The organism is Thiothrix winogradskyi (assembly GCF_021650935.1).
Lineage (GTDB): Bacteria > Pseudomonadota > Gammaproteobacteria > Thiotrichales > Thiotrichaceae > Thiothrix > Thiothrix winogradskyi.
The window spans coordinates 3,805,516-3,830,795 of the sequence record NZ_CP091244.1 but is presented as its reverse complement, the minus strand read 5'-3'; the positions used below and the strand labels follow the sequence as shown (position 1 = coordinate 3,830,795).

At 50.9% G+C, this 25,280-nt stretch carries 25 protein-coding genes; 16 read left to right on the top strand and 9 right to left on the bottom strand.

Features of this window, described 5'->3' with window-relative positions; genetic code table 11:
• Positions 1-45 precede the first annotated feature (45 nt).
• From L2Y54_RS18970 to map, 9 genes are all read right to left on the bottom strand, one after another.
• Positions 46-1,545 carry an AAA family ATPase gene (locus L2Y54_RS18970; protein ID WP_236498243.1) on the bottom strand — a complete coding sequence of 500 codons (1,500 nt, stop codon included), beginning with the start codon at positions 1,543-1,545 and terminating at the stop codon, positions 46-48.
• A 62-nt stretch (positions 1,546-1,607) separates the two neighbouring features.
• Positions 1,608-2,360, bottom strand: a complete 753-nt coding sequence (locus tag L2Y54_RS18965) for an Lcl C-terminal domain-containing protein (RefSeq protein WP_236498242.1) — start codon at positions 2,358-2,360, stop codon at positions 1,608-1,610.
• 56 nt (positions 2,361-2,416) lie between these two features.
• Positions 2,417-3,037: an Lcl C-terminal domain-containing protein gene (locus L2Y54_RS18960; RefSeq protein WP_236498241.1), complete on the bottom strand. Its 621-nt coding sequence runs from the start codon at positions 3,035-3,037 to the stop codon at positions 2,417-2,419.
• 18 nt (positions 3,038-3,055) lie between these two features.
• Positions 3,056-3,259, bottom strand: a complete 204-nt coding sequence (locus L2Y54_RS18955) for a hypothetical protein (RefSeq protein ID WP_236498240.1) — start codon at positions 3,257-3,259, stop codon at positions 3,056-3,058.
• 191 nt (positions 3,260-3,450) lie between these two features.
• The gene (locus L2Y54_RS18950) at positions 3,451-4,491 is read right to left on the bottom strand and encodes an IS5 family transposase (RefSeq protein WP_236497348.1); all 1,041 of its coding nucleotides are present in this window, start codon (positions 4,489-4,491) and stop codon (positions 3,451-3,453) included.
• A 54-nt stretch (positions 4,492-4,545) separates the two neighbouring features.
• Entirely contained in the window at positions 4,546-5,562 is a 1,017-nt protein-coding gene (locus L2Y54_RS18945) for a hypothetical protein (protein WP_236498239.1), read from the bottom strand.
• 208 nt (positions 5,563-5,770) lie between these two features.
• A complete protein-coding gene (gene moeA / locus L2Y54_RS18940; protein WP_236498238.1) occupies positions 5,771-7,009 on the bottom strand; it encodes a molybdopterin molybdotransferase MoeA in 1,239 nt (412 codons plus the stop codon).
• 29 nt (positions 7,010-7,038) lie between these two features.
• Positions 7,039-9,675 (bottom strand): [protein-PII] uridylyltransferase, encoded by a 2,637-nt coding sequence (gene glnD, locus L2Y54_RS18935; RefSeq protein ID WP_236498237.1) that lies wholly within the window; start codon positions 9,673-9,675, stop codon positions 7,039-7,041.
• Complete coding sequence (map, locus tag L2Y54_RS18930; protein WP_236498236.1) at positions 9,672-10,484, bottom strand: type I methionyl aminopeptidase; 813 nt, start codon at positions 10,482-10,484, stop codon at positions 9,672-9,674. The genes glnD and map overlap by 4 nt, the downstream gene beginning before the upstream one ends.
• 178 nt (positions 10,485-10,662) lie before the next feature.
• Here map and rpsB point away from each other — a divergent pair, with 178 nt between their 5' ends.
• The 16 genes from rpsB to rnhB all read left to right on the top strand — a co-directional run bounded on the left by rpsB (position 10,663) and on the right by rnhB (position 25,271).
• Positions 10,663-11,430, top strand: a complete 768-nt coding sequence (gene rpsB / locus L2Y54_RS18925) for a 30S ribosomal protein S2 (protein ID WP_236498235.1) — start codon at positions 10,663-10,665, stop codon at positions 11,428-11,430.
• A 30-nt stretch (positions 11,431-11,460) separates the two neighbouring features.
• Complete coding sequence (gene tsf / locus L2Y54_RS18920) at positions 11,461-12,330, top strand: translation elongation factor Ts (protein WP_236498234.1); 870 nt, start codon at positions 11,461-11,463, stop codon at positions 12,328-12,330.
• 107 nt (positions 12,331-12,437) lie between these two features.
• The gene (pyrH, locus tag L2Y54_RS18915) at positions 12,438-13,172 is read left to right on the top strand and encodes a UMP kinase (RefSeq protein ID WP_236498233.1); all 735 of its coding nucleotides are present in this window, start codon (positions 12,438-12,440) and stop codon (positions 13,170-13,172) included.
• Positions 13,173-13,176: 4 nt separating this feature from the next.
• Positions 13,177-13,734, top strand: coding sequence for a ribosome recycling factor (gene frr / locus L2Y54_RS18910; protein WP_236498232.1), 558 nt, complete (start codon positions 13,177-13,179; stop codon positions 13,732-13,734).
• Positions 13,735-13,780: 46 nt separating this feature from the next.
• On the top strand, positions 13,781-14,530 hold the full coding sequence (gene uppS, locus L2Y54_RS18905) for a polyprenyl diphosphate synthase (RefSeq protein WP_236498231.1): 750 nt from the start codon (positions 13,781-13,783) through the stop codon (positions 14,528-14,530).
• Positions 14,523-15,341, top strand: coding sequence for a phosphatidate cytidylyltransferase (locus tag L2Y54_RS18900; RefSeq protein ID WP_236498230.1), 819 nt, complete (start codon positions 14,523-14,525; stop codon positions 15,339-15,341). The genes uppS and L2Y54_RS18900 overlap by 8 nt, the downstream gene beginning before the upstream one ends.
• A complete protein-coding gene (gene ispC, locus L2Y54_RS18895) occupies positions 15,331-16,506 on the top strand; it encodes a 1-deoxy-D-xylulose-5-phosphate reductoisomerase (protein ID WP_236498229.1) in 1,176 nt (391 codons plus the stop codon). The genes L2Y54_RS18900 and ispC overlap by 11 nt, the downstream gene beginning before the upstream one ends.
• A gap of 3 nt (positions 16,507-16,509) precedes the next feature.
• Positions 16,510-17,886 (top strand): RIP metalloprotease RseP, encoded by a 1,377-nt coding sequence (rseP, locus tag L2Y54_RS18890; protein ID WP_236498228.1) that lies wholly within the window; start codon positions 16,510-16,512, stop codon positions 17,884-17,886.
• Positions 17,887-17,930: 44 nt separating this feature from the next.
• The gene (gene bamA / locus L2Y54_RS18885; RefSeq protein WP_236498227.1) at positions 17,931-20,180 is read left to right on the top strand and encodes an outer membrane protein assembly factor BamA; all 2,250 of its coding nucleotides are present in this window, start codon (positions 17,931-17,933) and stop codon (positions 20,178-20,180) included.
• Positions 20,181-20,183: 3 nt separating this feature from the next.
• Positions 20,184-20,759: an OmpH/Skp family outer membrane protein gene (locus L2Y54_RS18880; protein WP_236498226.1), complete on the top strand. Its 576-nt coding sequence runs from the start codon at positions 20,184-20,186 to the stop codon at positions 20,757-20,759.
• A 5-nt stretch (positions 20,760-20,764) separates the two neighbouring features.
• On the top strand, positions 20,765-21,754 hold the full coding sequence (gene lpxD, locus L2Y54_RS18875) for a UDP-3-O-(3-hydroxymyristoyl)glucosamine N-acyltransferase (RefSeq protein ID WP_236498225.1): 990 nt from the start codon (positions 20,765-20,767) through the stop codon (positions 21,752-21,754).
• Positions 21,755-21,760: 6 nt separating this feature from the next.
• The gene (gene fabZ, locus L2Y54_RS18870; RefSeq protein ID WP_236498224.1) at positions 21,761-22,213 is read left to right on the top strand and encodes a 3-hydroxyacyl-ACP dehydratase FabZ; all 453 of its coding nucleotides are present in this window, start codon (positions 21,761-21,763) and stop codon (positions 22,211-22,213) included.
• A gap of 5 nt (positions 22,214-22,218) precedes the next feature.
• Positions 22,219-22,989 carry an acyl-ACP--UDP-N-acetylglucosamine O-acyltransferase gene (gene lpxA, locus L2Y54_RS18865; RefSeq protein WP_236502065.1) on the top strand — a complete coding sequence of 257 codons (771 nt, stop codon included), beginning with the start codon at positions 22,219-22,221 and terminating at the stop codon, positions 22,987-22,989.
• Between the two features lie 3 nt (positions 22,990-22,992).
• Positions 22,993-24,147 carry a lipid-A-disaccharide synthase gene (lpxB, locus tag L2Y54_RS18860; protein WP_236498223.1) on the top strand — a complete coding sequence of 385 codons (1,155 nt, stop codon included), beginning with the start codon at positions 22,993-22,995 and terminating at the stop codon, positions 24,145-24,147.
• A gap of 12 nt (positions 24,148-24,159) precedes the next feature.
• The gene (locus L2Y54_RS18855; protein WP_236498222.1) at positions 24,160-24,699 is read left to right on the top strand and encodes a hypothetical protein; all 540 of its coding nucleotides are present in this window, start codon (positions 24,160-24,162) and stop codon (positions 24,697-24,699) included.
• Positions 24,699-25,271, top strand: coding sequence for a ribonuclease HII (rnhB, locus tag L2Y54_RS18850; RefSeq protein ID WP_236498221.1), 573 nt, complete (start codon positions 24,699-24,701; stop codon positions 25,269-25,271). Before L2Y54_RS18855 ends, rnhB begins: the two co-directional genes overlap by 1 nt.
• The last annotated feature ends 9 nt before the right edge of the window (positions 25,272-25,280 follow it).

Below are 25,280 nucleotides of genomic sequence, written 5' to 3'. Positions count from 1 at the left end.
TTCCTTGGTAGGGGCAGATACAGGGATCTGCCCCTACGGGTTTTATCAGCCTTTCGATGCCTTCTTGATCTTCATCTCGGCAAATTTCTTTTGGTATTCGTCTACCTTGGTTTTCATGACTTCTTTCAACGGGTGTGTGGCTTGGATGACCGCCAGCAAACGTCCGGTATCGAGTTCGGCGTGGTTGTCGACAAAGGCTTGTTCGATGGCTTCTGTTACCACGGATTCAATGTCTGCGCCGGAATAACCTTCGGTTTTGGCTGCCAGTTGCCCAATGTCGATGCGGCTGTTGAGTTTACTGCGGCGTTTTAGATGCACGTTGAAGATGTCGATGCGTTCGGCTTTGTTGGGGAAATCCACGTAGAAAATTTCGTCGAAACGCCCTTTGCGCAACAATTCTGGGGGCAGGGCGGAAATGTCGTTGGCGGTGGCGATGACGAACACTTGTGAGGTTTTTTCCTGCATCCACGTTAGGAAATAGCCGAATAAGCGGGTGGCGACTTCTGAGCCTGAGCCGCCGCTGCCAATGCCGACGAAGGCTTTTTCGACTTCATCGACCCACAATACGCAGGGGCTGACGGCTTCGGCAACTTGGATGGCACGGCGCATATTGCCTTCGCTTTCGCCGACGTATTTGCCCATGAGTGCGCCCATGTCGAGCTTGAGTAGCGGCAGGTTGAACAGGGCGGCGGTGGCTTTGGCGGTGAGGGATTTGCCGCAACCGGGCATCCCGACGATCATCACGCCTTTGGGCATTTCTACGCCGAACTTACGGGCGGCTGACCAGTCGTTCATCACGTTGGCTTTTTGTTGTAGCCACGGTTTGAGGTTGTGTAAGCCGCCGATGTCTTCGAGCTTTTCGCGTACCGTTAGCATTTCCATGATGCCGCTTTTTTTGATGATTTGGGCTTTTTCGGAATGCACGAGGTCGAGGTCTTCAATGCCGATATTGCCGTCGCGTTGGTAGCCACGGTTGATCAATTGCCCGATTTCGTAGCGGGTTAAGCCTTGGAATGCCATCGCTAATTTGGTGACATCTTCATCGGTGATGGTTTGGTCGTAAGCCTCGGTGTATTGCAGGATTAAGGCGCGGATCGCGGCTTCGTTGGGGAGTGGCATGTCGAATAGCGTGATGAATTTCTCTAGTTCACGCGGAATGTAGGGCTGTGACGATATTAAAAATACGGTCGCGGTCACATCAGAATCCGTCAGAATTTTGCTGATTAACGCTTTTAAACGGGCAACCGCTACGGGCTGATCTTTTAGCCCTAAATGTGCATCACGGATAACAATCGTGTGTTCTGCTTCGGAAAAATCCCACGCCAGTAGATTATCCAATGCGGCAGCAAGATCACTCCATTCTGACAAGGGTTGCTTGGTTTTGAAGTTCACCAAACCTTGTGCCATGTTCCACTCGGTGATTTTCCGATCTTCGGAGAGATTGGTAATCAGGTCATCTGCTTCTTTTTCCTCGTGTGTGATTAGGTACAGTAGCGGATAATGTGACTCGATGTGGGCGCGAATGGTGTCTGTTAGTGTTTGCATGGCGGTATCCTTTGAACTTATTCTTGTAGTGCATCAATTTGATAAAAAGGCAAAAATCAAAATCACTGTCCGCTACGCACTAACCGTACCTGAAAGGCGCCATACTTATAGTACCAGCTGGCGCTGCCGACGTCGAAGTTGACGAACCATGCGTAGTCACCATTGCTAGCATGAAGAGACGCCGACCAAAACATCGCTGGGGTGTTGTGGAAGGCGGTCAGGTCAATTGTCGGGGAGTGCTCCTTATCGACTAATGTCTTCAGTTCTTCAATCGTTGGCATCCGCCAGTTATTATAACCCGCGAAGCTGACGTTTTTTCCGAACTTTTTCATTGCATTATCCCATGTATATTGACCCACTTCGCTGTCTTGTTTCCACATTAGCTTAGTTTCAGTATCAGTGACTATGCGATTTGCATGGATAAGGTATTTTCCTGAAACGATTGATTCTTTAGCTTTGGCTTCTATCTCAGCTTTTGCAATGGCTCGGTATTGTGCTTTTATTTCAGGGAAGTTTTTCTCCATTTTTTCGGGAGGCATCCCAAGTGCAGCAGAGAGAATCATGTCATCTGTATCGACCTTAAAAATATCACATAAAGCTTTTAATGAAGAAATACTTGATGGCAGTGCTACAGGTATTGCTTCTAAACGGCTGACTTCTTTAATATTTTTTCTTGCACGTAACCATTTCAAGAGTATTCCGTTATTATATAGCTCCAGAATCTCCACGGTGAAATGTTCGCGGAGTTCCTCGATGTTTTTGACTTTTGTGCCATCAATGGGAAGGTCGAATTTTATTGTTTTTATAATGGTCATTGTTATTTTGCTCTTTTATTTTTCTTTGATGATTTTTTGTTAATAGTGCTAGAAGATTACTGTCCGTTACGCACTAACCGGATTCGATACTCCTTGTTTTTATTTCCCCAGATGTCGTCACCGTTACCGAAGTAGACATATAATGCGCCGTAAGCATGAGGAGATGCTGACCAAAATGCCGCTGATGGGGTATCGGGGAAAGCGGTCAAGTAAATTGTTGGACAATGATTTTTATCAATCAATGTTTTCAGTTCTTCAATCATTGGCATTCGCCAGTCATTATTGCCCGCAAAGCGGACATTATGGCTAAATTTTTCCATTGCATCACTCCATGTGTATTGACCTACTTCACTATCTTGCTTCCATATTAGCTTGGTTTTAGTATCAGTGACTGTACGATTTTCGTGTATTACATATTTACCTGAAATGATTGTTCTTGTGGAAAAAATGTTGTGCAGCCTTTCCAATAAAAGACGATCAGATACATGCGTTTTCTTTAAGTTCTGAATGGCATTGAATTCGTCTGAATAACTGCGTGATTGCAACCATTTTTCAAGAATTCCATCATGATAGACTTTCAGAATTTCCACTGAAAAATGCTCGCGTAATTCTTCTAAGTTTTTTATTCTTATGTTATCGATAGGTAAATCAAACTTAATTTTTTTCAAAACTGTCATTATTAGTCACCTCGGTTATTAACTAAATAATCCTGCTAGGAAACCACCAACCTTATTAGCGACGCTGCTCACAGCCTTTGCTACGGTATTGGCGGCTTTTTTGATGCCAGTGGCAACCGTATTGACAATTTTCTTGCCGCCTTCATAAATGGCTTTCCCTACTGTACTTCCTGCGATAGCACCGACAACACCTCCAATCACGCCCCCAACGGCTGTACCCACGGGACCGAAAACTGAGCCAATGTAAGCACCAACACTCGCGGGAACCTCTAAAAACCCGGCGTATTGCAACGGTTAGCGTTGGCCTATCGGCATTTTGTTAAAAAAACACCAACCCATCTCAATTTTTAGCACACCAAGCCACAATCAGGTTGTTTTTCCGCATTTTTGCTGTTTTTTCGGGAATTTCTCCATCAAATGGGCACAACTCCGCCCTCTCTGAGCGAACAGAGCCGACGCAGGTTATACACGGTTGCTTTGATGCTGAGGCCGAATACTGCCCGTGCCAACCCAATGCTGCGGATGGCTTTGCCACCCATCGCACAGATTGACCCAAACACATGCTCAACCCGTGCGCGGGGTCTGGCGATGCGGGTGTTGCGGCGTTTCTGGCAGTCGGATTGCGGCTTGCCTTTCTTGGCTTTGTGCTGGATGTGTAACCGCCAGCTACCTTGGTTGAGGCGTTGTTCACGGGATTGGTCTTCATAACCTTTGTCCGCCCATACGTCACGGCTGGTGTTGGCTCGGTCAAGCACCGCTTCAAAATGGTTGGTGTCATGCTCTTTGGCGGTGCTGATATGGCGTTTGCGGATGAGTTTGTATTTCCGATCGGCACTGATACTGAGTTTGTAGCCGTGGTAGCTTTTGCCGTGTTTTTTCGTCCAGCTTGCTTCCGTATCCTTTTGGCGACGTTGGGCAGGTGTCCAGCCAGCGGGTGTTGCCGCTTGTTCCAACAGCGCTTTTTCTTCTTTGTGGAAATGTTGTTTAGGGGCTTCCACCAGCGTGGCATCGACGATTTGACCACCACGGGCAATAAAACCGTGTTGTTGTAATTGCCGTTGGACGGCATCAAACAGGGCATCCGCACCACCTGCCGCACTGATCCGTTCACGGAATACCCACAAGGTATTGGCATCCGGGATCGTGCTGGAATGACGCAGGCCACAAAACCGTTGGAACGACAGCCGGTCAAGCAATTGGTATTCCAATGCCTCGTCCGACAGGTTGTACAGGTGTTGCAACACCAAGACCCGTACCATCAGTTCCGTTGGGTAGGGTGGACGGCCTCCTCGCTTGTCACTTGGGCGTGGGGCGATGTGGTCGATTTCTGCTGCCAAGGCGACAAAGTTGACGTGCTGGTTCAGCGTGGACAGCAGGTCGCCCTTGCGGTCGAGTTTCTGTTCACGCTCTTCGGCGGCAAACAGACTGGTTTTGATGGCACTTTTCTTGGGCATGGCTAGTAACGGGGCGGTGGCTCAGATGAGCATTTTCTCACATTTGTGTGGGTATCAGTGGGTTTTTAGAGGTTCCCTCGCGCCTTTCGTCGCAATCACTGTGGCAACATTGGAGGCAACTGTCGCAATGACATTTCCGGCGACAGCCTCTAGCGCATCTGCTGCTGTGAGTTCACCCTTGGCAAATTTATAGAGAACTTTGGCTTTCGACATCCCCATTGTCACCATATCGACCAAGGGGGCAATGGGTGTATTTTTTAGAACACCTTCGACCAATCCCTTTTTGACCGCAACCACCATCCCACCAGACACTGCCACTTGAACCCCAACGTGCTTGGCACTGTGCAGCGAACTCTCAAAAAACCGCTGCATGTCTTCACTGACTGAAGGATTTTTTCTGCCGGTTATCCAATTCCATGATCGTTCCCCTAGAATTCTTGCGCCTTGTTTAGCCGCGTTTAACGTGGCATTGCGGCGAGCATCTTTGTCTAGCAACTGTGCATAATCAATACGGCTCACATCATTCCAAGTGGCGGCAACGCGCTCATTGCCCGCAAATTGTAAAAATGTCTTCACTGCTTCATTATTATCTGCCAGTGATTCAGCGGTGTGCTGATCCGCTTGCCGTAAACCCTCATGAATTTCTGCTGCATACGCCGCAACATCGGTAATACCAGCCTCTTTCGCACTTTCCTCAATACGTTTGGCAATCCAGCTTGCCCGACTTTTCCCTTTCTCCAGATGTTCATGCAACGACACCATCGCGGCATTATTGCGTTCTACGCTCGTGATAATGCTACGGGCGGTTACCTCTGCTTCTGACCGATCTTGCCAAAGGTCAGGAAAATGATTAAGCGCTTTAACCAGCCACTGTTCCAGCGGCATGTCGTTTTTATGCTGTTCGTAGGAGGTAATGAAACGGGTAATCAAATCCCCAGTAGCCCCCGCTCGTGCCTCACTCCCAAAGACCTCCCGCATAAGCTGGTCTGCTTGCCGTTCCTGATATTCGGCTTGCGTGAGAATGTCGAGTTCATGGGGTGCAGTGTCGATTACCGTTGAGGCTTGTGACATGATTTTACTCGCTTATAAGAATTAATTATTATGATGAAATGATAGTGTAAAGCGTGGGTGAGTGTCATTGCTTTTCTGACGAAAAACGCTTTTTAACTGGGTAAACAATGTAGGACTGAAGCCCGATCTATATGGATGATTATGAGGGTGTTTTTCGGAAAATCTTCCTTCCAATAAGGAAGATTTCCCGAAAATCTTAAAGCAACGCCTACAAAAACCCCTCAAACGGTATAATCGTCACAGCCGCTCCCGCTTCCAAATTCCCCGCCTCCCGTGGCAAGGCGATGAAGCAATTCGCCTGACTCATGGAGCGCAAAATATGGGAGCCTTGCCCGCCAGTGCTGCGGACTTGCCATTGCCCGTGTGCGTCACGCTCGCAAATGCCGCGTTGATAGTCGGTGCGCCCCGGTACTTTTTTCAGTGGGGTAGTACACAGCGCGGTGTATTCCGGCACAGTGGGCAGGCTTTCGCCGCGCAGCCGCAAGATCGCGGGGCGCACAAACAGCATGAACGTTACCATGACTGACACCGGGTTGCCGGGTAGCCCAAAGAATACGCATTCGCCCAAGGTACCAAACGCCAGCGGTTTGCCCGGTTTCATGGCGATTTTCCAGAAATTCACTTGCCCCAAGCGTTCCAGTGTGGACGTGACGTAATCGGCTTCCCCGACCGATGCGCCGCCGCTGGTGATGAAAACATCGGCTTGCTGCATGGCTTGCTGAAAAGCATATTCCACCGCTTCCGGGGTATCGCGCACCACACCGAGGTCGATGATTTCCACGTCGAGATTTTGCAGCAAGCCGTACAGGGTGTAGCGGTTGCTGTCGTAAATATCACCGGGTTGCAAGGTTTCGCCAATGCTTTTGAGTTCGTCGCCAGTGGAACAAAAGGCGACTCGTGGGCGACGTAATACCCTAACGTCACTAATGCCGAGCGAGGCGAGCAAGCCAAGGTCAGCCGCATTCAGTTTGCGCCCAGCATCGAGAACCGTGTCGCCAGTGCGCATGTCTTCGCCGGGATGCCGCACATTTTCACCGTGCGTCAGGCTGCTGGTGATGCGGATACTGTCGCCATCACGTTGCACATTTTCTTGCATGACCACGCTGTCTGCACCGTCTGGGACGACCGCTCCGGTCATAATGCGCACACATTCACCGGGCTGTACCTCACCCACAAAGGGGCGACCGGCAAAGGATGCACCCACTACTTGCAGCGGTTTCTCGCTGGCAAGATCGGCATGACGCAGGGCGTAACCATCCATCGCAGAATTGCGGTGCGGCGGAACATCCAACGGTGCGCACACGGTTTGCGCCAGAATGCGCCCCTGCGCTTGCCACAAGGTGACGGCTTCGCTGGCTTGCAACCCCGTAACGCTGCCGAGAATGTGGGTTTGCGCCTGTTCGACACTTAAAATGCCGGGGGGTAAGAGGTCACACGTGTGGGTCATGGGCGGTTCTCATGGTTAATCAAGTGTGGTTAATGGAGTTGCAAGGCTTGTTCCAGCGTGTGCCGAATGTGCGCTTGTTGCGCTTCATCCACAATCATTTCGCAGTTGCGGGTGGTGATGTAGAAAATATCCTGCGCTTGTTCGCCGAGGGTATTGATGCGGGCGTTGTGTACCCGCAGCCCCAAGCCATCCATTGCTTCACCGAGGCGTGACAGCAAACCCGGCATGTCACCGGCATTGATTTCCAGCAAGGTCAGATTTTTTTCGGGTTGCTGGCTGAAATAAATGCGGGTGGGTACATCGAAGTTACGCAAAATGCGCGGTTTGCGATGGCTGTGATGGTAGGGTTGGTCGCGTTCCAGATTGTTGGATAAGGTGTCAATGATGTGTTGTTGGTCAACGTCACTGATAATGAGCTGATTGTCAGGGCCGAGGATGTGCAGGGTGTACAGGTCGAAACCTTCGGTGGTCGAGACAATGCGTGCCTGCACCACGTTGAGGTTAAGCTGTTCCAACGACGCGACTACCCGCGAAAACAGATCGTCGCGGTCTCTGGTGTAGACAAACAGTACGTTGCTGCTGCCTGATACAGTACGGCGGATGTGGATCAGAGTGGGTTTGAGTGCCGCTTCGGTGAGAATGTGGCGAGTATGCCAGAGCACGGATTCCACCGAATGCATCAGGTGATAATCAGCACCGAATTGCTGCCAGAGTGCGCTGCATTCGGCAGCGCTAAAGCCTTCCTGTAACAGCGGTTCGAGTGCCGCATTGCGCTTTTCTTCGATCAATAACTGGCTTTCGTGGGTCAGCAGGGTACGGTTGCTCAATAAGCGGCGGGTGGAGTGGTAGAGTTCATGCAGCAGGGATTGTTTCCAACTGTTCCAGAGTTTGGGGTTGGTGCCGCGAATATCCGCAATGGTGAGCAAAAATAAGCAGTCAAGACGGCTTTGCGATGCCACAATGCCCGCGAATTCGTGAATCACGGCAGGGTCGCTAATGTCTTTGCGCTGCGCGGTCATGCTCATGAGCAAGTGATGACGTACCAACCAACTGACCAGCGAGGCATCGTGCAAATTAAGACCGTGTTCCCGGCAGAAATCGTAAGCATCGGTCGCGCCTAATACCGAGTGATCCCCTTTGCGCCCTTTGGCAATGTCGTGGAATAACCCTGCCAGGTACAAAATTTCTGGGTCACGCAAAGTTTTAAAGACTTCAGCACACAAGGGCAATTCCTGAGCGCCCAGTGCGGTGCTGTAACGCCGTACATTGCGCACCACAAACAGGGTGTGTTCATCCACCGTGTACATGTGGAACAAATCGTATTGCATCCGCCCGACGATATTGGCAAACGCAGGGATATACGCCGCCAAAATGCCGTAGCGATTCATTAAGCGCATTACAAACGTAATGCTTTTGGGTTGGCGTAAGATTTGGATGAAGAGTTGCCGATGGCGGGCTTGTTGCCGGAAACTGGCATCAATACGGTGCAAATTATGCCGAATCAGGCGAGTGGTATCGGGGGTCAGCCCGGTGACGCCCGGTATCATTTGCAGCAGCAGGAAAATTTCCAGCAGCGCTGTCGGGTACAGCACAAAGACATCGGGCGAATTCACCGAAATCAGGTTGCCGCGCTTTTGATACCACTCACCCAACATTTCGGGCAAGGGTGGGTGTTGCGTGAGAATGCGTTCACGGAAAATCCCCATCAGCATCTCGTTTAAGCGTTCCAGATCGGTAATCGTGCGGTAGTAGCGCTGCATAAACGCTTCCACCGCTGCATTATCGGTATCGTCGGTATACCCAAACAGGTGTGCCAATGTGCGCTGATAATCAAACAGCAAACGGTCTTCTTTGCGGTTGGCGAGTTGGTGCAGGGCAAAGCGAATGCGCCACAGAAACTCACGACCCTCGCGCAAGGTTTGGAATTCGTCGTATTCCAATAGCCGGTTTTCGTACAGCTCTTGTAAGGACATCGTGCCGTATTCGCGGTGTGTGACCCAACCGATGGTCTGAATATCCCGCAAGCCGCCACGACCTTCCTTGAGATTGGGTTCAACCCGGTGTGAAGTGTCGCCTAGTTTGAGGTAACGTTTTTTCTGTTCCTCGAGTTTGGCTTGGAAAAATTCTGCACTGCTCCACATGTGGGCGGGGGAAATTGCTTCACGTAAACGTTGGAACAGCGGCTCATTGCCACAGAGATAACGGGATTCGATTAAATTGGTGATGACCGTAAGGTCGGCGTGGGCGGTTTCTAAACATTCATCGAAGGTGCGTACACTGTGACCCACGTCTAAGCCAATATCCCACAACAGGGTGATAAAGCTGGAAAGCCGTTCACGGCATTCTTCGCCCGGTGTTTCGGTGAGCAAAATCAGCAAATCCACATCGGAAGCGGGGTGGAGTTCACGCCTGCCATAGCCGCCCACTGCAATCAGCGTAGCACGGTGATGTTGGGGAATGCCGTTCAGCCCCCACAAATGCTGTAACAGGGTGTCGATGAATTCCGCGTGATCGCGCAGCAGGATGCGAATGTCGCTGCCTGCGTGAAATGCTTCCCCCAATAATTTGCGGGCATCCCGTATTGCTTGGGCGTAATCGGCGGTGCGTAACGTCTCACGTGCCAGGAGCTGGGTGTAAACATCCAGCAATGCATTGGTTTGAATCATAGACTGTCGCGCCAGTTAGCTTCTTCGGTACGGAGGGTGAGGATTTCAAAACCCTCTTCCGTGACCAACACAGTGTGTTCCCATTGTGCGGAAAGTTTGTGGTCTTTGGTGACGGCAGTCCATTTATCCGGGAGGATTTTCAGGTGGCGTTTGCCTTGGTTAATCATCGGCTCGATGGTGAAAATCATCCCCGCCTCCATAACGATTTTGTCACTGTCTTTGCTGTAGTAGTGCAGGATTTGCGGGGCTTCGTGGAAACGGCTGCCAATGCCGTGCCCGCAGAATTCTTCGACCACCGTGTAGTTGTGCGCATGGGCATGGCGTTGGATCGCTTTGCCAATATTGCCGAAAGGTGCGCCGGGGCGGACTTCTAAAATGCCGAGATACATGCACTGCTGGGTAATGTGGCTTAAGCGTTTGCCCGCAATGGTCGGTTCGCCGACGTGGAACATTTTGCTGGTGTCGCCGTGATAGCCATCTTTGAGGACAGTAATGTCGATATTCAATGCATCGCCGCTTTTCAATTTCTTGTCGCCGGGAATGCCGTGGCACACAACGTGATTGAGCGAGGTACAGATGGATTTAGGGAAGGGCGGTGTACCGTAGTTTAATGGTGCTGGAATCGCTTGCTGCACATTCACAATGTAATCGTGGCAGATTTGATTCAGTTCATCGGTGGTGACACCCTGTTTGACGCACTCGCCAATCATGTCCAGTACATCGGCTGCCAGCTTACCTGCTACCCGCATTTTGGCGATTTCGTCCGCCGTTTTGATCGTTATTGTTTGATCGCGTTGTGTCTTTGCCATTTGTGGTTGTTCCCGGTAGCACTCAAAAGCGTTTCATGTTATAAAGCGCCCGCGAATTCCGCAAATAGTTTTACATTTAATCCACACATACATCGACACGACACGCAGGGTGCCTGACCGAAAAACAGGTTGCGTTTGTTGGGATGTATGGAGGCATAACCCAATACAGGAGCTTATCATGCCTAAAGTTACTATGCGCCAAATGCTCGAAGCTGGCGTTCACTTCGGTCACCAGACCCGTTACTGGAACCCTAAAATGGGTCAGTTCATCTTTGGTGAGCGTAACAAAATTCACATCATCAACCTTGAGCAGTCACTGCCAATGTTCAATGATGCGACTAACTTCATTGGCAAGTTAGCTGCTAAAGGCGGCAAAGTTATGTTTGTCGGCACCAAGCGTTCCGCGCGTGATGCGGTCAGCGAAGCTGCCACTGCTTGCAAAATGCCTTACGTCAACCATCGCTGGTTGGGTGGGATGCTGACTAACTTCAAAACAGTCAAGCAATCCATCAAGCGTTTGAAAGATCTGGAGCGTATGGCTGAAGACGGCACCTTCCAGAAATTGGGCAAAAAAGAAATCCTGACCTTGACCCGTGAAGCTGAAAAGCTGGAACGCAGCCTTGGCGGGATCAAAGACATGCGCGGCTTGCCGGATGCAATTTTCGTTATCGACGTAGGCTACGAAAAAATCGCAGTTCAAGAAGCAAACAAACTGGGTATCCCGGTCATTGGTATCGTCGATACCAACAACTCCCTGCAAGGTGTTGATTACGTGATTCCAGGCAACGATGACGCAATCCGCGCTATCCAATTGTACGTTTCTGCGGCTGCTGATGCGATCAATGAAGGTCACACCGCTGCTGCGGTTATGCCAATGCCGGAAGCGGAAGCACCAGCAGAAGCTGCTGCTGACGAAGCACAAACCACTGACGCTGCTGGCGAATAAGTCAGCCCGTTCAAACAAGGAGTTACCTCAATGGCAATTACTGCTGGAATGGTGAAAGAGCTGCGCGAACGTACTGGCGCAGGCATGATGGAATGCAAAAAAGCCCTGACTGAAACCAATGGTGACATGGAAGCGGCTATCGACCTGATGCGCAAATCCGGTGCAGCGAAAGCTGACAAGAAAGCCGGTCGTGTTGCTGCGGAAGGTCGTGTTGTGATTGCACTGACGGCTGATGCAAAACGTGCAGCCGTGGTTGAAGTCAACAGCGAAACTGACTTTGCAGCAAAAGACAGCTTCTTCGTGGCATTTGCTGATGAAGTTGGCGCAATTGCACTGGCAAACAATGTGGCGGATGTGGAAGCACTGTCAGCATTGACTGAAGCTAGCCGTACTGCACTGATTGCTAAAATCGGTGAAAACGTGCAAGTGCGTCGCTTGGTGTGGGTTGATGCGGGTGACGGTCAATTGTCTACCTATCAACACGGCGCAAAAATCGGCGTTGTGGTTAGCATGAAAGGTGGCGAAGATGAGATGGGCAAGCACATTGCGATGCACATCGCAGCTAGCCGTCCTGCTTGCGTTGACGAATCCGGTGTTCCGGCTGAAATGGTTGAGCGTGAGCGCGAAATTCAGATCGACATCGCAATGCAAAGCGGCAAAGCGCGTGAAATCGCTGAAAAGATGGTTGTCGGTCGCATGAAGAAATTCTTGGGCGAAATCACCTTGGTGGGTCAGCCGTTCGTGATGAACCCTGATCAAACCGTTGGCGATTTGCTGGCATCCAAAGGCGCGACCATTGCTGAGTTCGTGCGTTTGGAAGTTGGCGAAGGCATCGAGAAGAAGCAGGATAACTTTGCTGAGGAAGTAGCGGCGCAAGCGGCTGCGGCGGCAGGGAACTAAAGAAGCGCCTTTGGGCACTTCGCGCAAAAAGGGGCACTGGTTGCCCCTTTTTGCTGTCACCTGTATAAATACACTCGTTTTATTTAACACTAGCAGCAGGCTCACCTATGGCATCTAACATACCCAACGCCGAACCCCGTTTCCGCCGCATTCTTCTCAAACTCAGTGGTGAAGCCTTACTAGGCAACCAAGATTCCGGCATTGACCCCGACATTCTCTACCGTGTGGCAGGTGAAGCCCTTGCTGTGCAACGTTCAGGCGTACAAGTCGCCATTGTTATCGGTGGCGGTAATTTGTTCCGTGGCGCTGGCTTGGCAGAAAAAGGCATGGATCGGGTGCGTGGCGACCAGATGGGTATGTTGGCAACCGTGATGAATTCCCTTGCGATGCAAGACGCGCTTGAAAAGCTTGGTGCTAATTGCCGCGTGTTGACAGCTTTGGGCATTGATCAGGTGGGCGAACGTTATTCCGCGCATCAAGCCCGCCGTTATTTGGAGCAGGGCGACATCGTTATTTGCGCAGCAGGCAGTGGCAACCCGTTTTTTACGACGGATACGGCTGCCAGCTTACGCGGGGTTGAATTACAATGTGACTTGCTGTTGAAGGCGACTAAAGTGGATGGTATCTATGATGCTGACCCGAAAAAAAATCCTGCGGCTAAACGCTTTGATCGGTTATCCTTCGAGGACGCAATCCAGCGCCAATTGGGCGTGATGGACTTAACGGCAATGGTAATGTGCCGTGACAATAAACTGACCCTCGGTGTGTTTGATATGTTCGCACCGGGGGCGCTTGCTGCAATTGTTTGTGGCGAGAATGTTGGAACTTTGGTTGAGGTTTAAGGTAATGATTGCAGACATTAAAAAAGATGCAGAGCAGCGGATGCACAAAAGTATTGACGCGCTACGCAATGATTTGACAAAGATTCGTACCGGTCGGGCGCACCCCAGTTTATTGGATCAGGTGACGGTCGATTACTACGGTTCGGACGTTCCCCTTAGCCAAGTGGCGAATGTGAGTACCGAAGATGCGCGTACTTTGAAAGTTGTGCCGTGGGAAAAGCAAATGGCTGCGAAGATCGAGAAAGCCATTCTAACGTCTAACCTTGGCTTGAATCCTGCGAATGACGGCAATGCAATCCGCGTACCGTTACCCGCGTTAACCGAAGAACGTCGCCGTGATCTGGTGAAAGTGGTTAAGGCAGAAGCGGAAGGAGCACGGGTTGCTATCCGCAATATTCGCCGTGATGCCAATTCCGATTTCAAGGCATTGCTTAAAGAAAAAGAGATTTCCGAAGACGAAGAACGCCGCGCAGCGGATGACATCCAGAAACTGACTGACCAGTTCATTAAAGAGGTGGAAACAGTGCTGGAAAAGAAAGAAAAAGAACTGATGGAAGTTTGACAACAGTTGCCACCTGTTCACCGGGTGGCGTTGGCACGGGGCCTTAATGACAAATACAACGCCAAAAGATGCGGTTCCCCGCCATGTTGCTATTGTAATGGATGGCAACGGGCGCTGGGCGAAATCACGCTACCTCCCCCGTTTGATGGGGCATCACCGGGGAGTCGAAGCGGCTCGCAAAGTTATCCGTGGTTGCAGCAGTGCCGGGGTGGAATGCCTGACACTGTTCGCGTTCAGCAGTGAAAATTGGCGTAGGCCCGAAGAGGAAGTCAGCGGTCTGATGTCATTGTTCATGTCCGCGCTGGAGCGCGAATCGGCTGCTTTGTTCCGGCATAATGTCAAAATGCGTTTTATTGGCGACCGCAGTGGTTTTTCTGTTAGTTTGCAAGAAAAAATCCAGCAAGTGGAGGCAATGACCGCCAGTTGTACCGGAATGCGTTTGCTGATTGCTGCGAATTACGGTGGGCGCTGGGACATTTTGCAGGCAGTGCGCACTGTTGCCAGCCGTATTGCTGCCGGTGAGTTGGACGCAGTGACGTTGGATGAGGCAACGTTTGGTGGTTTATTGTCTACTAATGGCGTGCCTGAACCCGATTTATTTATTCGTACAGGTGGGGAAAAACGCATCAGTAATTTCCTGATGTGGCAATTGGCATACGCGGAATTGTATTTCACGGATGTATTATGGCCGGAATTTGACGAGCAATGCTTGCGTGATGCCTTTGCGGATTTTGCGTGTCGGCAGCGGCGTTTCGGTATGACAGGCGAACAGGTATCGGGAGGGAAACATGCTTAAACAACGGGTGATTACGGGGCTGGTGCTGATTTTGTTGGTATTTGCCGGTATCGTGTTCCTGCCAATCGAGTTGTTTGGCTTGTTTTCATTGATGTTCATCGTTGGCTTAGGTGCTTGGGAATGGGCAGGGCTGACCGGTTGTTATCTGCCTGAAAAGCGCATGGCTGGCGCAATGATGATTTTGACCGGTTCGATTCCTTTGGTGTTTATTCGTCCTGATCCCGTTTGGGTCTTGGCGGTGAGCATTCCGGTGTGGCTGCTGGTTCTGGTGGCGTTGAAGGTCTATCCACGCAATGCGGGATTCTATAAGAAACACGCGCTGGCGATGCGTTTATCGGGCATTTTGGTGTTGTTACCCGCTTGGTATGCGTTGATGCATTTGCATGTGATGCATTACACCTACGTTATTTATTTGATTACCTTGATTGCCTTGGCAGATACAGCGGCGTATTTCACCGGACGTAAGCTGGGTAGAAATAAGTTGGCACCCGATTTAAGCCCCGGTAAAACCAAAGAGGGCGTGTCGGGGGCTGTCATCGTCACCGCTATTTGGGCAGGGTTAGCCGGTTTTTGGCTGGATATTCCTGAGGGTAAAACGGTTATTTTCATGGCGCTCTCCATGTTTGTGGTGCTGATGTCAGTGGCAGGTGATTTGTTTGAAAGTTTGCTGAAGCGCGAAGCTGGGGTGAAGGATAGCGGGAACATTTTACCGGGACACGGCGGGATTCTGGATCGTGTTGATAGCTTACTAGCGGCAGCACCGTTATTCACACTCGGTTTATTGTGGCTGGGGATTTCGCGTGGCATCTAAAGGCATTACGATTTTAGGCGCGAGTGGCAGTATCGGGGTTAGTACCTTGGATGTGTTGGCGCGTCACCCTGAGCGCTTTCATGTCTACGCACTGACCGCTAATAGCAATGTGGAGAAGCTGTTTGAGCAATGCCAGCAGTTTCAGCCGCGTTATGCGGTGATGGTCGATCCGTTAGCCGCCAGTTTGCTGGAACAACGTTTGCAAGCGGTGGGCAGTGAGGTGGTGGTATTGGCGGGGGCGGAAGCCTTGGATGCAGTTGCCAGCAGCCCTGACACCGATTACGTGATGGCGGCGATTGTTGGTGCGGCGGGTTTGGTGCCGACTTTGGCGGCAGCGCGAGCCGGTAAGCGGGTAATGTTGGCGAATAAAGAAGCGCTGGTAATGTCGGGGCAATTGTTCATTGATGCGGTGCGTGAGCATGGCGCGGAATTATTACCGATTGATAGTGAACACAATGCGGTGTTTCAGTGTCTACCGACTGATGGTAAGAATGGCGTAGAAAAGATTTTATTGACGGCTTCGGGTGGGCCATTCCGTACTTGGTCGGCGCGTGATTTGCAGGCGATTACCCCGGAACAGGCCGTTGCGCACCCGAACTGGTCGATGGGGCAAAAGATTTCGGTCGATTCGGCTACCTTGATGAATAAGGGGCTGGAAGTGATTGAGGCTTGCTGGTTATTTGGTTTGCCTGCCGAGCGGGTGGAAGTGGTGGTACACCCACAAAGCACTATTCATTCGATGGTGTCCTATAATGATGGTTCGGTGTTGGCGCAATTGGGCAACCCGGATATGCGTACCCCGATTGCGTATGCCTTGGGGTGGCCTGAGCGCTTAGCGTCAGGGGTAGCACCGTTGGATTTGTTTGCGACCGCAAGATTGGATTTTGAACAGCCTGACAGGGAACGCTTTCCATGCTTGCAACTGGCTTATGATGCTCATGAGCGCGGTGGTTATGCCACGATTGCGTTGAATGCGGCGAATGAAGTGGCAGTGAAAGCCTTTCTGGGGCGCGAAATCGGTTTTACCGATATTCCGATGCTGGTAAGGGATGTGATGCTTACGGCATCCACTGGCACGCCGATGAACCTCGAAGAGATACTTATTCAGGATGAGGAAAGCCGTTTGCGTTCACTATCCTGGATAAAAAACAAGAAAATACATTAAATCATGAACTTGTTAATCATAATTCCTGCATTCCTTGTCGCAATTGGTATATTGGTAACAGTACACGAATTCGGACATTTCTGGGTCGCCCGTAAACTGGGTGTTAAAGTCCTGCGTTTTTCGGTCGGTTTTGGTAAACCGCTGTGGCGGCGCGTCTCTAACGATGCTGATCAGATTGAATACGTGGTTGCTGCCTTGCCATTCGGTGGCTACGTCAAAATGCTGGATGAGCGCGAATGCGAAGAGGGTTGTGAAATCCCTGAGAAGGATTTGCCACGAGCATTTAACCGTCAGGCATTGTGGAAGCGGGCGGCGATTGTGGTGGCAGGGCCGGTGGCTAACTTCTTGTTGGCTATCCTGATTTATGCAATGGTGAATATGATCGGTCAGGATGCGATGCGCCCGTATGTCGATGTGGTGAAAGATTCCCCGATGGCGACGGCAGGCTTCCAGCCCGGCGAAGAAGTGACCGCCATTAACGGCATTGCGACGGCTTCGTGGGAAGACATGCGCATGTTGCTGATTGATGAGTATCTGAAATCCCCGCAGTTGTTGTTCAGTGTGAAAACAACGGATGGTTCAGCCCTGCAACGCCAACTGGATTTGAGTAAGGTGGCGATGTTTGATGAGGAGGCGGGCGCGTTGGATAAGCTGGGTTTGAATCCCTGGTTGCCGCCTTACGATGTGGTGGTTGATGCGGTTTTACCGGATACACCGGCAGCGCAGGCAGGTTTGCAAGCACAGGATAAGATTCTGCAAATTGATGACCTGAAGCCAACCGGTAGGCGTGCTTTCATTGAGCATGTTCAGCAACACGCCGATCAACCCGTGGTCTTAACGGTTGAACGTAATGGCAATTCGCAAACCTTGACTGTTACCCCGCGTATTAACCCGGCGAGTGGCGTGGAGACTGCTACCATTGGAGCGCAATTAGCCTCACCGCCTGCGAGTTTGCGCGAGCAAGTTTATTTCACCCAATCGTATGGTGTTGTCGAATCGCTGTGGCGTGGAATGCAGAAAACTTGGCAGATGTCAGTCGTGACCTTAAAATTGATGGGACGGATGCTGACCGGGGATGTGTCTTTGAAGAATATCAGCGGACCGGTGACTATCGCGCAATATGCCGGTGTTACCGCTTCCATTGGTTTTACGGTTTACCTGGGGTTTCTTGCGATTGTAAGTGTTAGCCTTGGGGTATTGAATTTGCTGCCTATTCCGATGTTGGATGGTGGGCATTTGTTTTATTATCTGATTGAATGGATCAAAGGTAGCCCGGTGTCGGCAGAAACGGAAGCCGTCGGTTTTCGGGTGGGAATGGCAATCATTGGCGGACTGATGGTGCTTGCCTTGTATAATGACGTTACACGGTTATTAAATTAATTATGAAAAAACACACTCTTGTAATTTCGGCTGTGAGCTGTTTATTGGCAGTTTCTCAAGCTGCTTGGGCGGCTGCCTTTGTAGTCCGCGACATTGAAGTAAACGGTTTGGAGCGTATTGCTGCGGGTACCGTATTGAATTACTTACCTGCGCAAGTCGGTGAACAGTTTAATGATGCGCAATCGGCTGAAGCAATCCGTTCTTTATTCCAGACAGGGTTGTTTGAAGATGTGCAGCTTGGTCGGCGCGGTGATGTGTTGGTGGTAACGGTGGTGGAACGCCCCGCCATTGGTGAATTGACCATTAAAGGCAACCGCAAGATTCCCACTGACAAATTGATGCAAGTGTTGAAACTGCGCAATATCAGCAAAGGTGATACCCTTGATAAGGCTGCCTTGGCGACCATCCAACGCGAATTGGCTGAGCAGTATCAAGGCATGGGGCATTACGGTGTTGATATTAATACCACGATTGAAGCTTTGCCGCGCAATCGGGTAGCGGTCAATATCAATATCAATGAAGGCAATGTTGCCCGTATTCAGAAAGTCAAAATTATCGGCAATAAAGCTTTCCCGGAATCGGTATTGTTGAAACAACTGGAATCCGGGCCACGCGGGGCATTTTCGATTCCGTTTTTGAGCGATAGCGATAAATATTCCAAAGAAAAGCTGATGGCGGATTTGGATGCCCTGAACAGTTTTTACCGTGACCGTGGCTATATCAATTTTGAAATCACCTCGGCTGATGTGTCGATGTCACCCGATAAGAAAAATATTTTCCTGAATGTCAGCGTGAACGAAGGTGCACAGTATCGCATCGGTGAGGTAAGCGTGGCGGGGAATCCCGGCTTATCCAAAGAACAATTGGCTAAGTCGGTTAAGTTACGCAAAGGCGAAGTGTTTTCGCAAAAAGCACTGGAAGAGACCCGTAAAAATCTCTCCAATCAGCTTGGTGCGCAAGGCTATGCCTTCACCAAAGTGGCAGCAACCCCGGATTTTGATGAAACCAACAAGCAGGTCGGTATCTTGCTGTCAGTCGATCAGGGTAAACGTACCTATGTCCGCCGTATCGACATTCGCGGTAACAACCGTACCAAGGATGAAGTATACCGTCGTGAGTTACGTCAGGTAGAAAGCTCGTGGTTCTCGAAAGAGCAGGTAGAGCGTTCCAAAACCCGCTTGCAACGTCTGCCTTACGTCGAAGAAGCTAAGATTGAAGTGGAACCTGTGGCAGGCACTGAAGATCAGGTGGATTTGATTGTCACCATCAGTGAACGCTCTTCTAACCAGTTCCGGGTAGGCGCGGGTTACTCACAATCGCAGGGTGTGTTATTTAACGTCAACCTCAACCAAGATAATTTCATGGGGACAGGTAAAAAGCTGGATTTGAACGTTGATAACAGCAAGGTCAACAAAAATTACAGCGTTGGCTATACTGATCCTTACCATACACCCGATGGTATTAGCCGTGGTTTCAGCGGTTATTACAAAGAATACGATGCCGAGGCGGAAGATATTGCCAGCTATGCGTCTAACCGTTACGGTGGTAGCGTCAATTACACTGTACCCATTAGTGAGCATGATTCCGTGTATGCCAGTATCGGTGCGGAAAAACGCGAAATTGTGTTGGGTACTGAACCGGCACAACGGATTAAAGATTTCGTGGCGACGAATGGCGATGAATACAATCAGATACCGGTGACGGTTAGCTATGTGCACGACACCCGTAACCGGACAGTATTCCCAAGCGAAGGTCAGCGTCACCGAGTTTCCTTGCAAGCGGCAGCGCCGGGCAGTGACTTGCAATACCAGAAATTAAGCTATGATGGGGCAGCGTATAAGCCGCTGACCGATAACGTAACCTTTGCGGTGAAAGGCAAGGTCGGCACCAGCAATACCGGTGGAGATCTGGATAACCTGCCATTCTTTGATAAGTATTACGCAGGCGGTATTAACAGTGTGCGGGGTTTCGACCAAAGCACATTAGGACCGCGTGATGAAAAAGACGACCCGACAGGCGGCGATTTGATGGTGACAGCGACGGCTGAAGTCCAGTTTCCTGTGCCATTGGCAGAAGATGTCAAAGGGTTGAAAATGAGTGCTTTCGTTGATGGCGGTAACGTGTTTAATGACTCGGGTGATTTTGAGTCGGGTGAGTTACGCTATTCTGCGGGTGTTGGCGCAGTATGGTTGTCACCAATCGGTCCGTTAGAGGTCAGTTATGCGAAGCCGTTGAATGCAGAAGAAGGCGATAAAGAGCAGAAAGTACAATTCAGTATCGGGGCATCGTTCTAAGCCATGTTGAAGTTAAGCGCATTATGCATCTGTGGGCTGTTGCTCTTAATGGGGCAGCACGCGGTTGTTGCCGATGAGGTGGCGCAACGCCCGGTGCGTATTGCGATTGTGGATGTTGCCAAGTTATTGGCGAATGCGCCGCAGTCTAAAGCAGCGGATGCGAAATTGAAGGTGGATTTCGTGCCGCGCGAGCAAAATCTGGAAGCTGATAAGAAAGTTATCCGGCAATTAGAGGACGATCTTGCTGTAGGTTTGCAATCCGGTGTCTTGCCGGGTGCTGAAAAAGTGGAACGCCAACGTGAGTTACGTGACTTGCAACGCAATTACGCCCGTGCTATGGAGGACTTTCGTGAAGAAGTCCGTCTCGCCCGCGATAGCGCGATTGATACTTTGCAGGCGGAGATTGTGCAGGCGATTGTTGAAGTGCGTGAACGGGAAAAAATTGACCTCGTGTTACGTGAAAGCAATTATATTGTCGCCAGCGACCGTATTGATATAACGGCTACCGTTATGCAGCATTTGGAACAAAAATTTCAGGCACAAACCGCAGCAACACCCGTGCCCGGTAAACAGGAGTGATTGCCATGCCGGAAGGAGTTTCGCTACAGGCATTAGCTGAGCACACGGGTACTATCCTGCAAGGTGACGCACAGTTGCGTTTGTATGCGGTTGCTTCCATTGACAAGGCGCAAGTGGGTGAGATTAGCTATATCCGTGATGCGAAATACCGCCATTATTTGCAGACCTCGCCAGCCAGTGCGCTGATTTTGCCGCCGGATATGGCGCAAGCCTATGACGGTAATTGTTTAATCAGCACCAATCCTTACCTTACGTATGCGCAAGCGGTGGGTTTGCTCTACCCTATGGTGCGCCCTGTGCCCGCGATTCACCCTAGTGCGGTGATCAGTGCGGGGGTTGAACTGGGTGAGGATGTGGTGATTGAAGCCGGTTGCGTGATTGGTGCAGGTTGCAAGATTGGCGATGGCAGTTGGTTGCACGCCAATGTTACCTTGTATGCCGATACCCAGATTGGGCAACGTTGCATTATCCATTCCGGTGCGGTGTTGGGTGCGGATGGTTTTGGGTTTGCACCCGATCGGCGCACGTGGTTTAAGATTCCGCAGGTTGGCAATGTGGTGGTGGGTGATGATGTTGAAATCGGCGCGAATACCACGATTGACCGCGCGGCGCTGGGGTCAACCATGATTGGCAATGGGGTTAAACTCGATAACCTGATTCAAATCGGGCATAACACCCAAATTGGCGATTACACAGCCATGGCGGCGTGTACCGCTGTGGCGGGCAGTGTGCAGATTGGCAAGCATTGCCAGATTGCAGGAATGTGTGCGATTGCGGGGCATTTGAGTATTGCTGATAACGTTGTGGTAACGGGGACGAGCATGGTTTCGCATTCGATTACCAAACCAGGGGTATATTCTTCTGGCACTACAATAGAGGAAAATGCGGTTTGGCGTAAAAATGCAGTACGCTTTAATCAGTTGGACAAATTAGCACGCCGTTTGCAGGAGTTAGAAAAACAACTGGCGGCTTTACAAAACAAAGGGAGTACTTGAACCGCTATGGGTACAATGAACGTTGAACAAATCAGAAATTACCTGCCCCACCGTTACCCGTTTTTGTTGGTAGATCGTGTAGTGGAATACGAAGTGGGCAAGTCATTGACCGCGATTAAAAACGTCACCGTCAATGAGCCGTGGGTCAACGGGCATTTTCCGCATCAGCCCATTATGCCGGGGGTGCTGATTATTGAAGCTTTGGCGCAGGCGACCGGCTTGCTGGGTTTTCGCACGATGGGTGAAGAGCCGCAAACCGATACTTTATACTTGCTAGTGGCAGTGGATAATGCGCGTTTTAAACAAGCGGTTGTCCCCGGTGATCAGTTGGTAATGACCGTTGAATTGGTGAAGCGTAAAGGCATTATGTGGGTATTCAAGGCGGAAGCACGGGTTGATGGCAAGCTGGCGGTGTCGGCTGAATTGATGTGTGCAGCGAAAAAAGAGACTGCCGCTTGAGTGGTCTGATTCACCCCACGGCGCTTGTGCACCCGTCGGCGCAACTGGCTGATGATGTGGAAGTGGGTGCGTATAGCGTGATCGGTGCGAATGTGAGCATCGGTCAGGCCAGCCGCATTGGTTCGCACGTGGTGATTGACGGCCCGACGCGTATCGGTGCGGAAAACCAGATTTACCAGTTCGCCTCGGTGGGCGCTGCTCCGCAGGATAAAAAATTCAACGGTGAGCCGACCGAATTAATTATCGGTGATCGCAATGTTATCCGCGAATGTTGCACCTTGAATCGTGGCACTGCGCAAGACAAAGGCAAAACCGTGATCGGGGATGATAACTGGATCATGGCTTACGTGCACATTGCGCACGATTGCATCATTGGCAATAACACGATTTTCGCCAATAGCGCGACGCTGGCAGGGCATGTCGAAATCCGCGACTGGGTAATCTTGGGTGGTTTCACCTTGGTTCACCAGTTTTGCACCATTGGCGAACACGCTTTCACTGGCATGGGGTCGGCGATTGCGAAAGATGTGCCGCCGTATGCGATGGTGACTGGCACACCCGCCGAGCCGCGCAGCATCAATCTGGAGGGCTTGAAACGCCGGGGTTATAGCACCGAAGCGATTCACCGCATTAAAGAGGCGCATCGCATTCTGTACCGCCACAATCTGACTACGCAGGAAGCCCTCGCGAAAATTGACGTGGATTTCGGTGAATATGCCGATATTCGCTTGTTACTCGACTTCTGCCATAACAGCCAGCGGGGGCTGATTCGTTAAGGCATGAAGCGTATTGCCATCATTGCCGGGGAAGCGTCAGGTGACTTGCTGGCGGCACGTCTGATCTTGGCGTTGTGTGAGCGTTGTCCTGAGTTGGTGTTTGAAGGGATTGCAGGCAGTGAAATGCAGGCAGCCGGTTGCGCCAGTTTATTTCCGCTGGAAAAGTTTTCGGTCATGGGGCTGGTTGAGGTGTTGCCACGCTTGCCTGAGTTGTTGGCTATCCGCAAACAGTTGCTGCAACGTTGGCAGGCGAATCCACCCGATTTATTCATTGGCGTGGATGCGCCCGATTTAAACCTACCCATTGCCAAGAAATTACACGCACTCGGCATTCCCACGGTGCATTACGTCAGCCCCTCCGTATGGGCGTGGCGTGCCAAACGGGTGCGCAAGATGCGTGGCAATCTCGATTTAATGTTGACCTTATTTCCGTTTGAAGTGGATTTTTATCGCGAGCATGGCATTCCGGCGGAATTCGTCGGGCATCCGCTGGCGGATGAAGTAAGTTTCAATGCGGATAAGGCAATAGCCCGTGAGCAACTGGGTTTACCGCTGACGAAACCGATTCTGGCGGTCTTGCCGGGCAGCCGTCTGGGTGAAGTGCGTCGCCTTGCCCCGGATTTTTTCAAAGCTGCCTTGCAATTGCAGCAACAATACCCTGAATTGCGTTTGGTGACACCAGCAGCAACCCCTAGGTTGCGGCAGGAACTGGATACGATTCGGCAAGATATTGCCCCGGAACTTATCCTCACGGTATTGAATGGGCAATCCCGCACCTTGATGCAAGCGGCAGATTATATTCTGTTAGCGTCGGGAACGGCGGTGCTGGAAGGCATGTTAGCCGGACGTTTAATGGTGGCGGCTTATCGGGTTGCTCCGCTGACCGCTTGGCTGATTCGCACGTTCAAATTGCTCAAAGTCCGGTTTGTGACCTTACCCAATAATCTTGCCGGTGAGGAACTGGTGCCGGAATTGTTGCAAGAACAGGTAACACCGGCGAATCTGGTGCAGGCGATAGAAAAATTGTTTAATCTGCCAGCCGAACGCCAGCAATACCTCTTGCAACGTTTTCAGGCATTGCACGCGCAACTACGACAAAACGCTAGTGCCAGCGCTGCCCATGCTATTCTTACCCATTTTCCGACCAAAAAATCCTAGAGACAGTACATCATGGTCTACCTTACCAAACTCAAACACACCGGCTCCGTCATCAGTTCCAGCGATAAGTTTGGGGCGAAAATGTTTGAAGTCGCGGCGCGTTATTTTTCCCAGTATGCACGCGGTATCTTTATTGGCACGGGCAGTGGGGTGGTAGCGCAATATTTTATGCAAACCCCCGTGCCGTTTGCGTTTGTGGAGAAGCATCCTGATTTTGTCCGCCAGTTTCATGCGCGTTTTGGGGCAGATACCCCGTTGTTGGCAAAGGACTTTTTTACCCTGCCGATAGATGAAAGTGAGGAAGGGTTGGCAAATTGCATCATGGTGTCGTGTATGCCGGTGACGGGAATGTTTTATTCCGAAAAGCTGGTGGAACAGTTCCGCGATTCCCTCAATAGCGGCTCGACGATTGTGCAGATGAGCTATACGCCGTTTATTAAGCAAATCCGTTTGTTTGAACGTTTGCAGCGCGAAGGTTTCAAGATTCAGCGGGTGAGCACAGTGTTTTTCAATATCCCGCCTGCCTCGGTATTTGTACTGAGGAAAGCATAGTGTTGATTGCAGGTGTCGATGAAGTTGGACGTGGACCATTGGCGGGGGCAGTGGTTGCCGCAGCCGTTATCCTTGATCCGCAACGCCCGATTGTGGGGCTGAACGATTCCAAAAAGTTGACTGAGAAACGTCGCGAGAAACTGGCAGTTGAAATCCGCGAGAAAGCGTTGACATGGAGCCTAGGGCGGGCAGAAGTGGAGGAAATTGATGAAATCAATATCCTGCAAGCCACGTTTCTGGCGATGCAACGCGCCTTGGAAGGGCTGCATATCCAGCCCGATCTGGTGAAGATTGACGGCAACCATTGTCCGAAGCTGGCGTATAACATGGAAGCCATTATCGGTGGTGATGCGACGGTGGCTGAAATCAGTGCGGCGTCGATCATTGCGAAAGTGGCACGGGATGCGGAGTTGGTGGCGTTGGATGCGTTGTATCCGCAGTACGGTTTTGCCAAGCACAAAGGTTATGGCACGGCAGCGCATTTAGCCGCTTTGCGGGAGTTCGGGGCAACGCCCATTCATCGGCGTAGTTTTGCCCCGGTCAGGAAAGCACTGGCAGCCGCCGAAAAATAACCTACACTT

Coding starts and splice junctions, on each gene's coding strand:
- lpxB (WP_236498223.1), top strand. CDS start 22,993: ATGAAGCGTATTGCCATCATTGCCGGGGAAGCGTCAGGTGACTTGCTG.
- L2Y54_RS18945 (WP_236498239.1), bottom strand. CDS start 5,562: ATGTCACAAGCCTCAACGGTAATCGACACTGCACCCCATGAACTCGAC.
- map (WP_236498236.1), bottom strand. CDS start 10,484: ATGGCAAAGACACAACGCGATCAAACAATAACGATCAAAACGGCGGAC.
- L2Y54_RS18960 (WP_236498241.1), bottom strand. CDS start 3,037: ATGACAGTTTTGAAAAAAATTAAGTTTGATTTACCTATCGATAACATA.
- tsf (WP_236498234.1), top strand. CDS start 11,461: ATGGCAATTACTGCTGGAATGGTGAAAGAGCTGCGCGAACGTACTGGC.
- L2Y54_RS18900 (WP_236498230.1), top strand. CDS start 14,523: ATGCTTAAACAACGGGTGATTACGGGGCTGGTGCTGATTTTGTTGGTA.
- moeA (WP_236498238.1), bottom strand. CDS start 7,009: ATGACCCACACGTGTGACCTCTTACCCCCCGGCATTTTAAGTGTCGAA.
- rpsB (WP_236498235.1), top strand. CDS start 10,663: ATGCCTAAAGTTACTATGCGCCAAATGCTCGAAGCTGGCGTTCACTTC.
- frr (WP_236498232.1), top strand. CDS start 13,177: ATGATTGCAGACATTAAAAAAGATGCAGAGCAGCGGATGCACAAAAGT.
- fabZ (WP_236498224.1), top strand. CDS start 21,761: ATGGGTACAATGAACGTTGAACAAATCAGAAATTACCTGCCCCACCGT.
- uppS (WP_236498231.1), top strand. CDS start 13,781: ATGACAAATACAACGCCAAAAGATGCGGTTCCCCGCCATGTTGCTATT.
- pyrH (WP_236498233.1), top strand. CDS start 12,438: ATGGCATCTAACATACCCAACGCCGAACCCCGTTTCCGCCGCATTCTT.
- L2Y54_RS18855 (WP_236498222.1), top strand. CDS start 24,160: ATGGTCTACCTTACCAAACTCAAACACACCGGCTCCGTCATCAGTTCC.
- L2Y54_RS18970 (WP_236498243.1), bottom strand. CDS start 1,545: ATGCAAACACTAACAGACACCATTCGCGCCCACATCGAGTCACATTAT.
- L2Y54_RS18880 (WP_236498226.1), top strand. CDS start 20,184: ATGTTGAAGTTAAGCGCATTATGCATCTGTGGGCTGTTGCTCTTAATG.
- L2Y54_RS18965 (WP_236498242.1), bottom strand. CDS start 2,360: ATGACCATTATAAAAACAATAAAATTCGACCTTCCCATTGATGGCACA.
- L2Y54_RS18950 (WP_236497348.1), bottom strand. CDS start 4,491: ATGCCCAAGAAAAGTGCCATCAAAACCAGTCTGTTTGCCGCCGAAGAG.
- lpxD (WP_236498225.1), top strand. CDS start 20,765: ATGCCGGAAGGAGTTTCGCTACAGGCATTAGCTGAGCACACGGGTACT.
- rseP (WP_236498228.1), top strand. CDS start 16,510: ATGAACTTGTTAATCATAATTCCTGCATTCCTTGTCGCAATTGGTATA.
- glnD (WP_236498237.1), bottom strand. CDS start 9,675: ATGATTCAAACCAATGCATTGCTGGATGTTTACACCCAGCTCCTGGCA.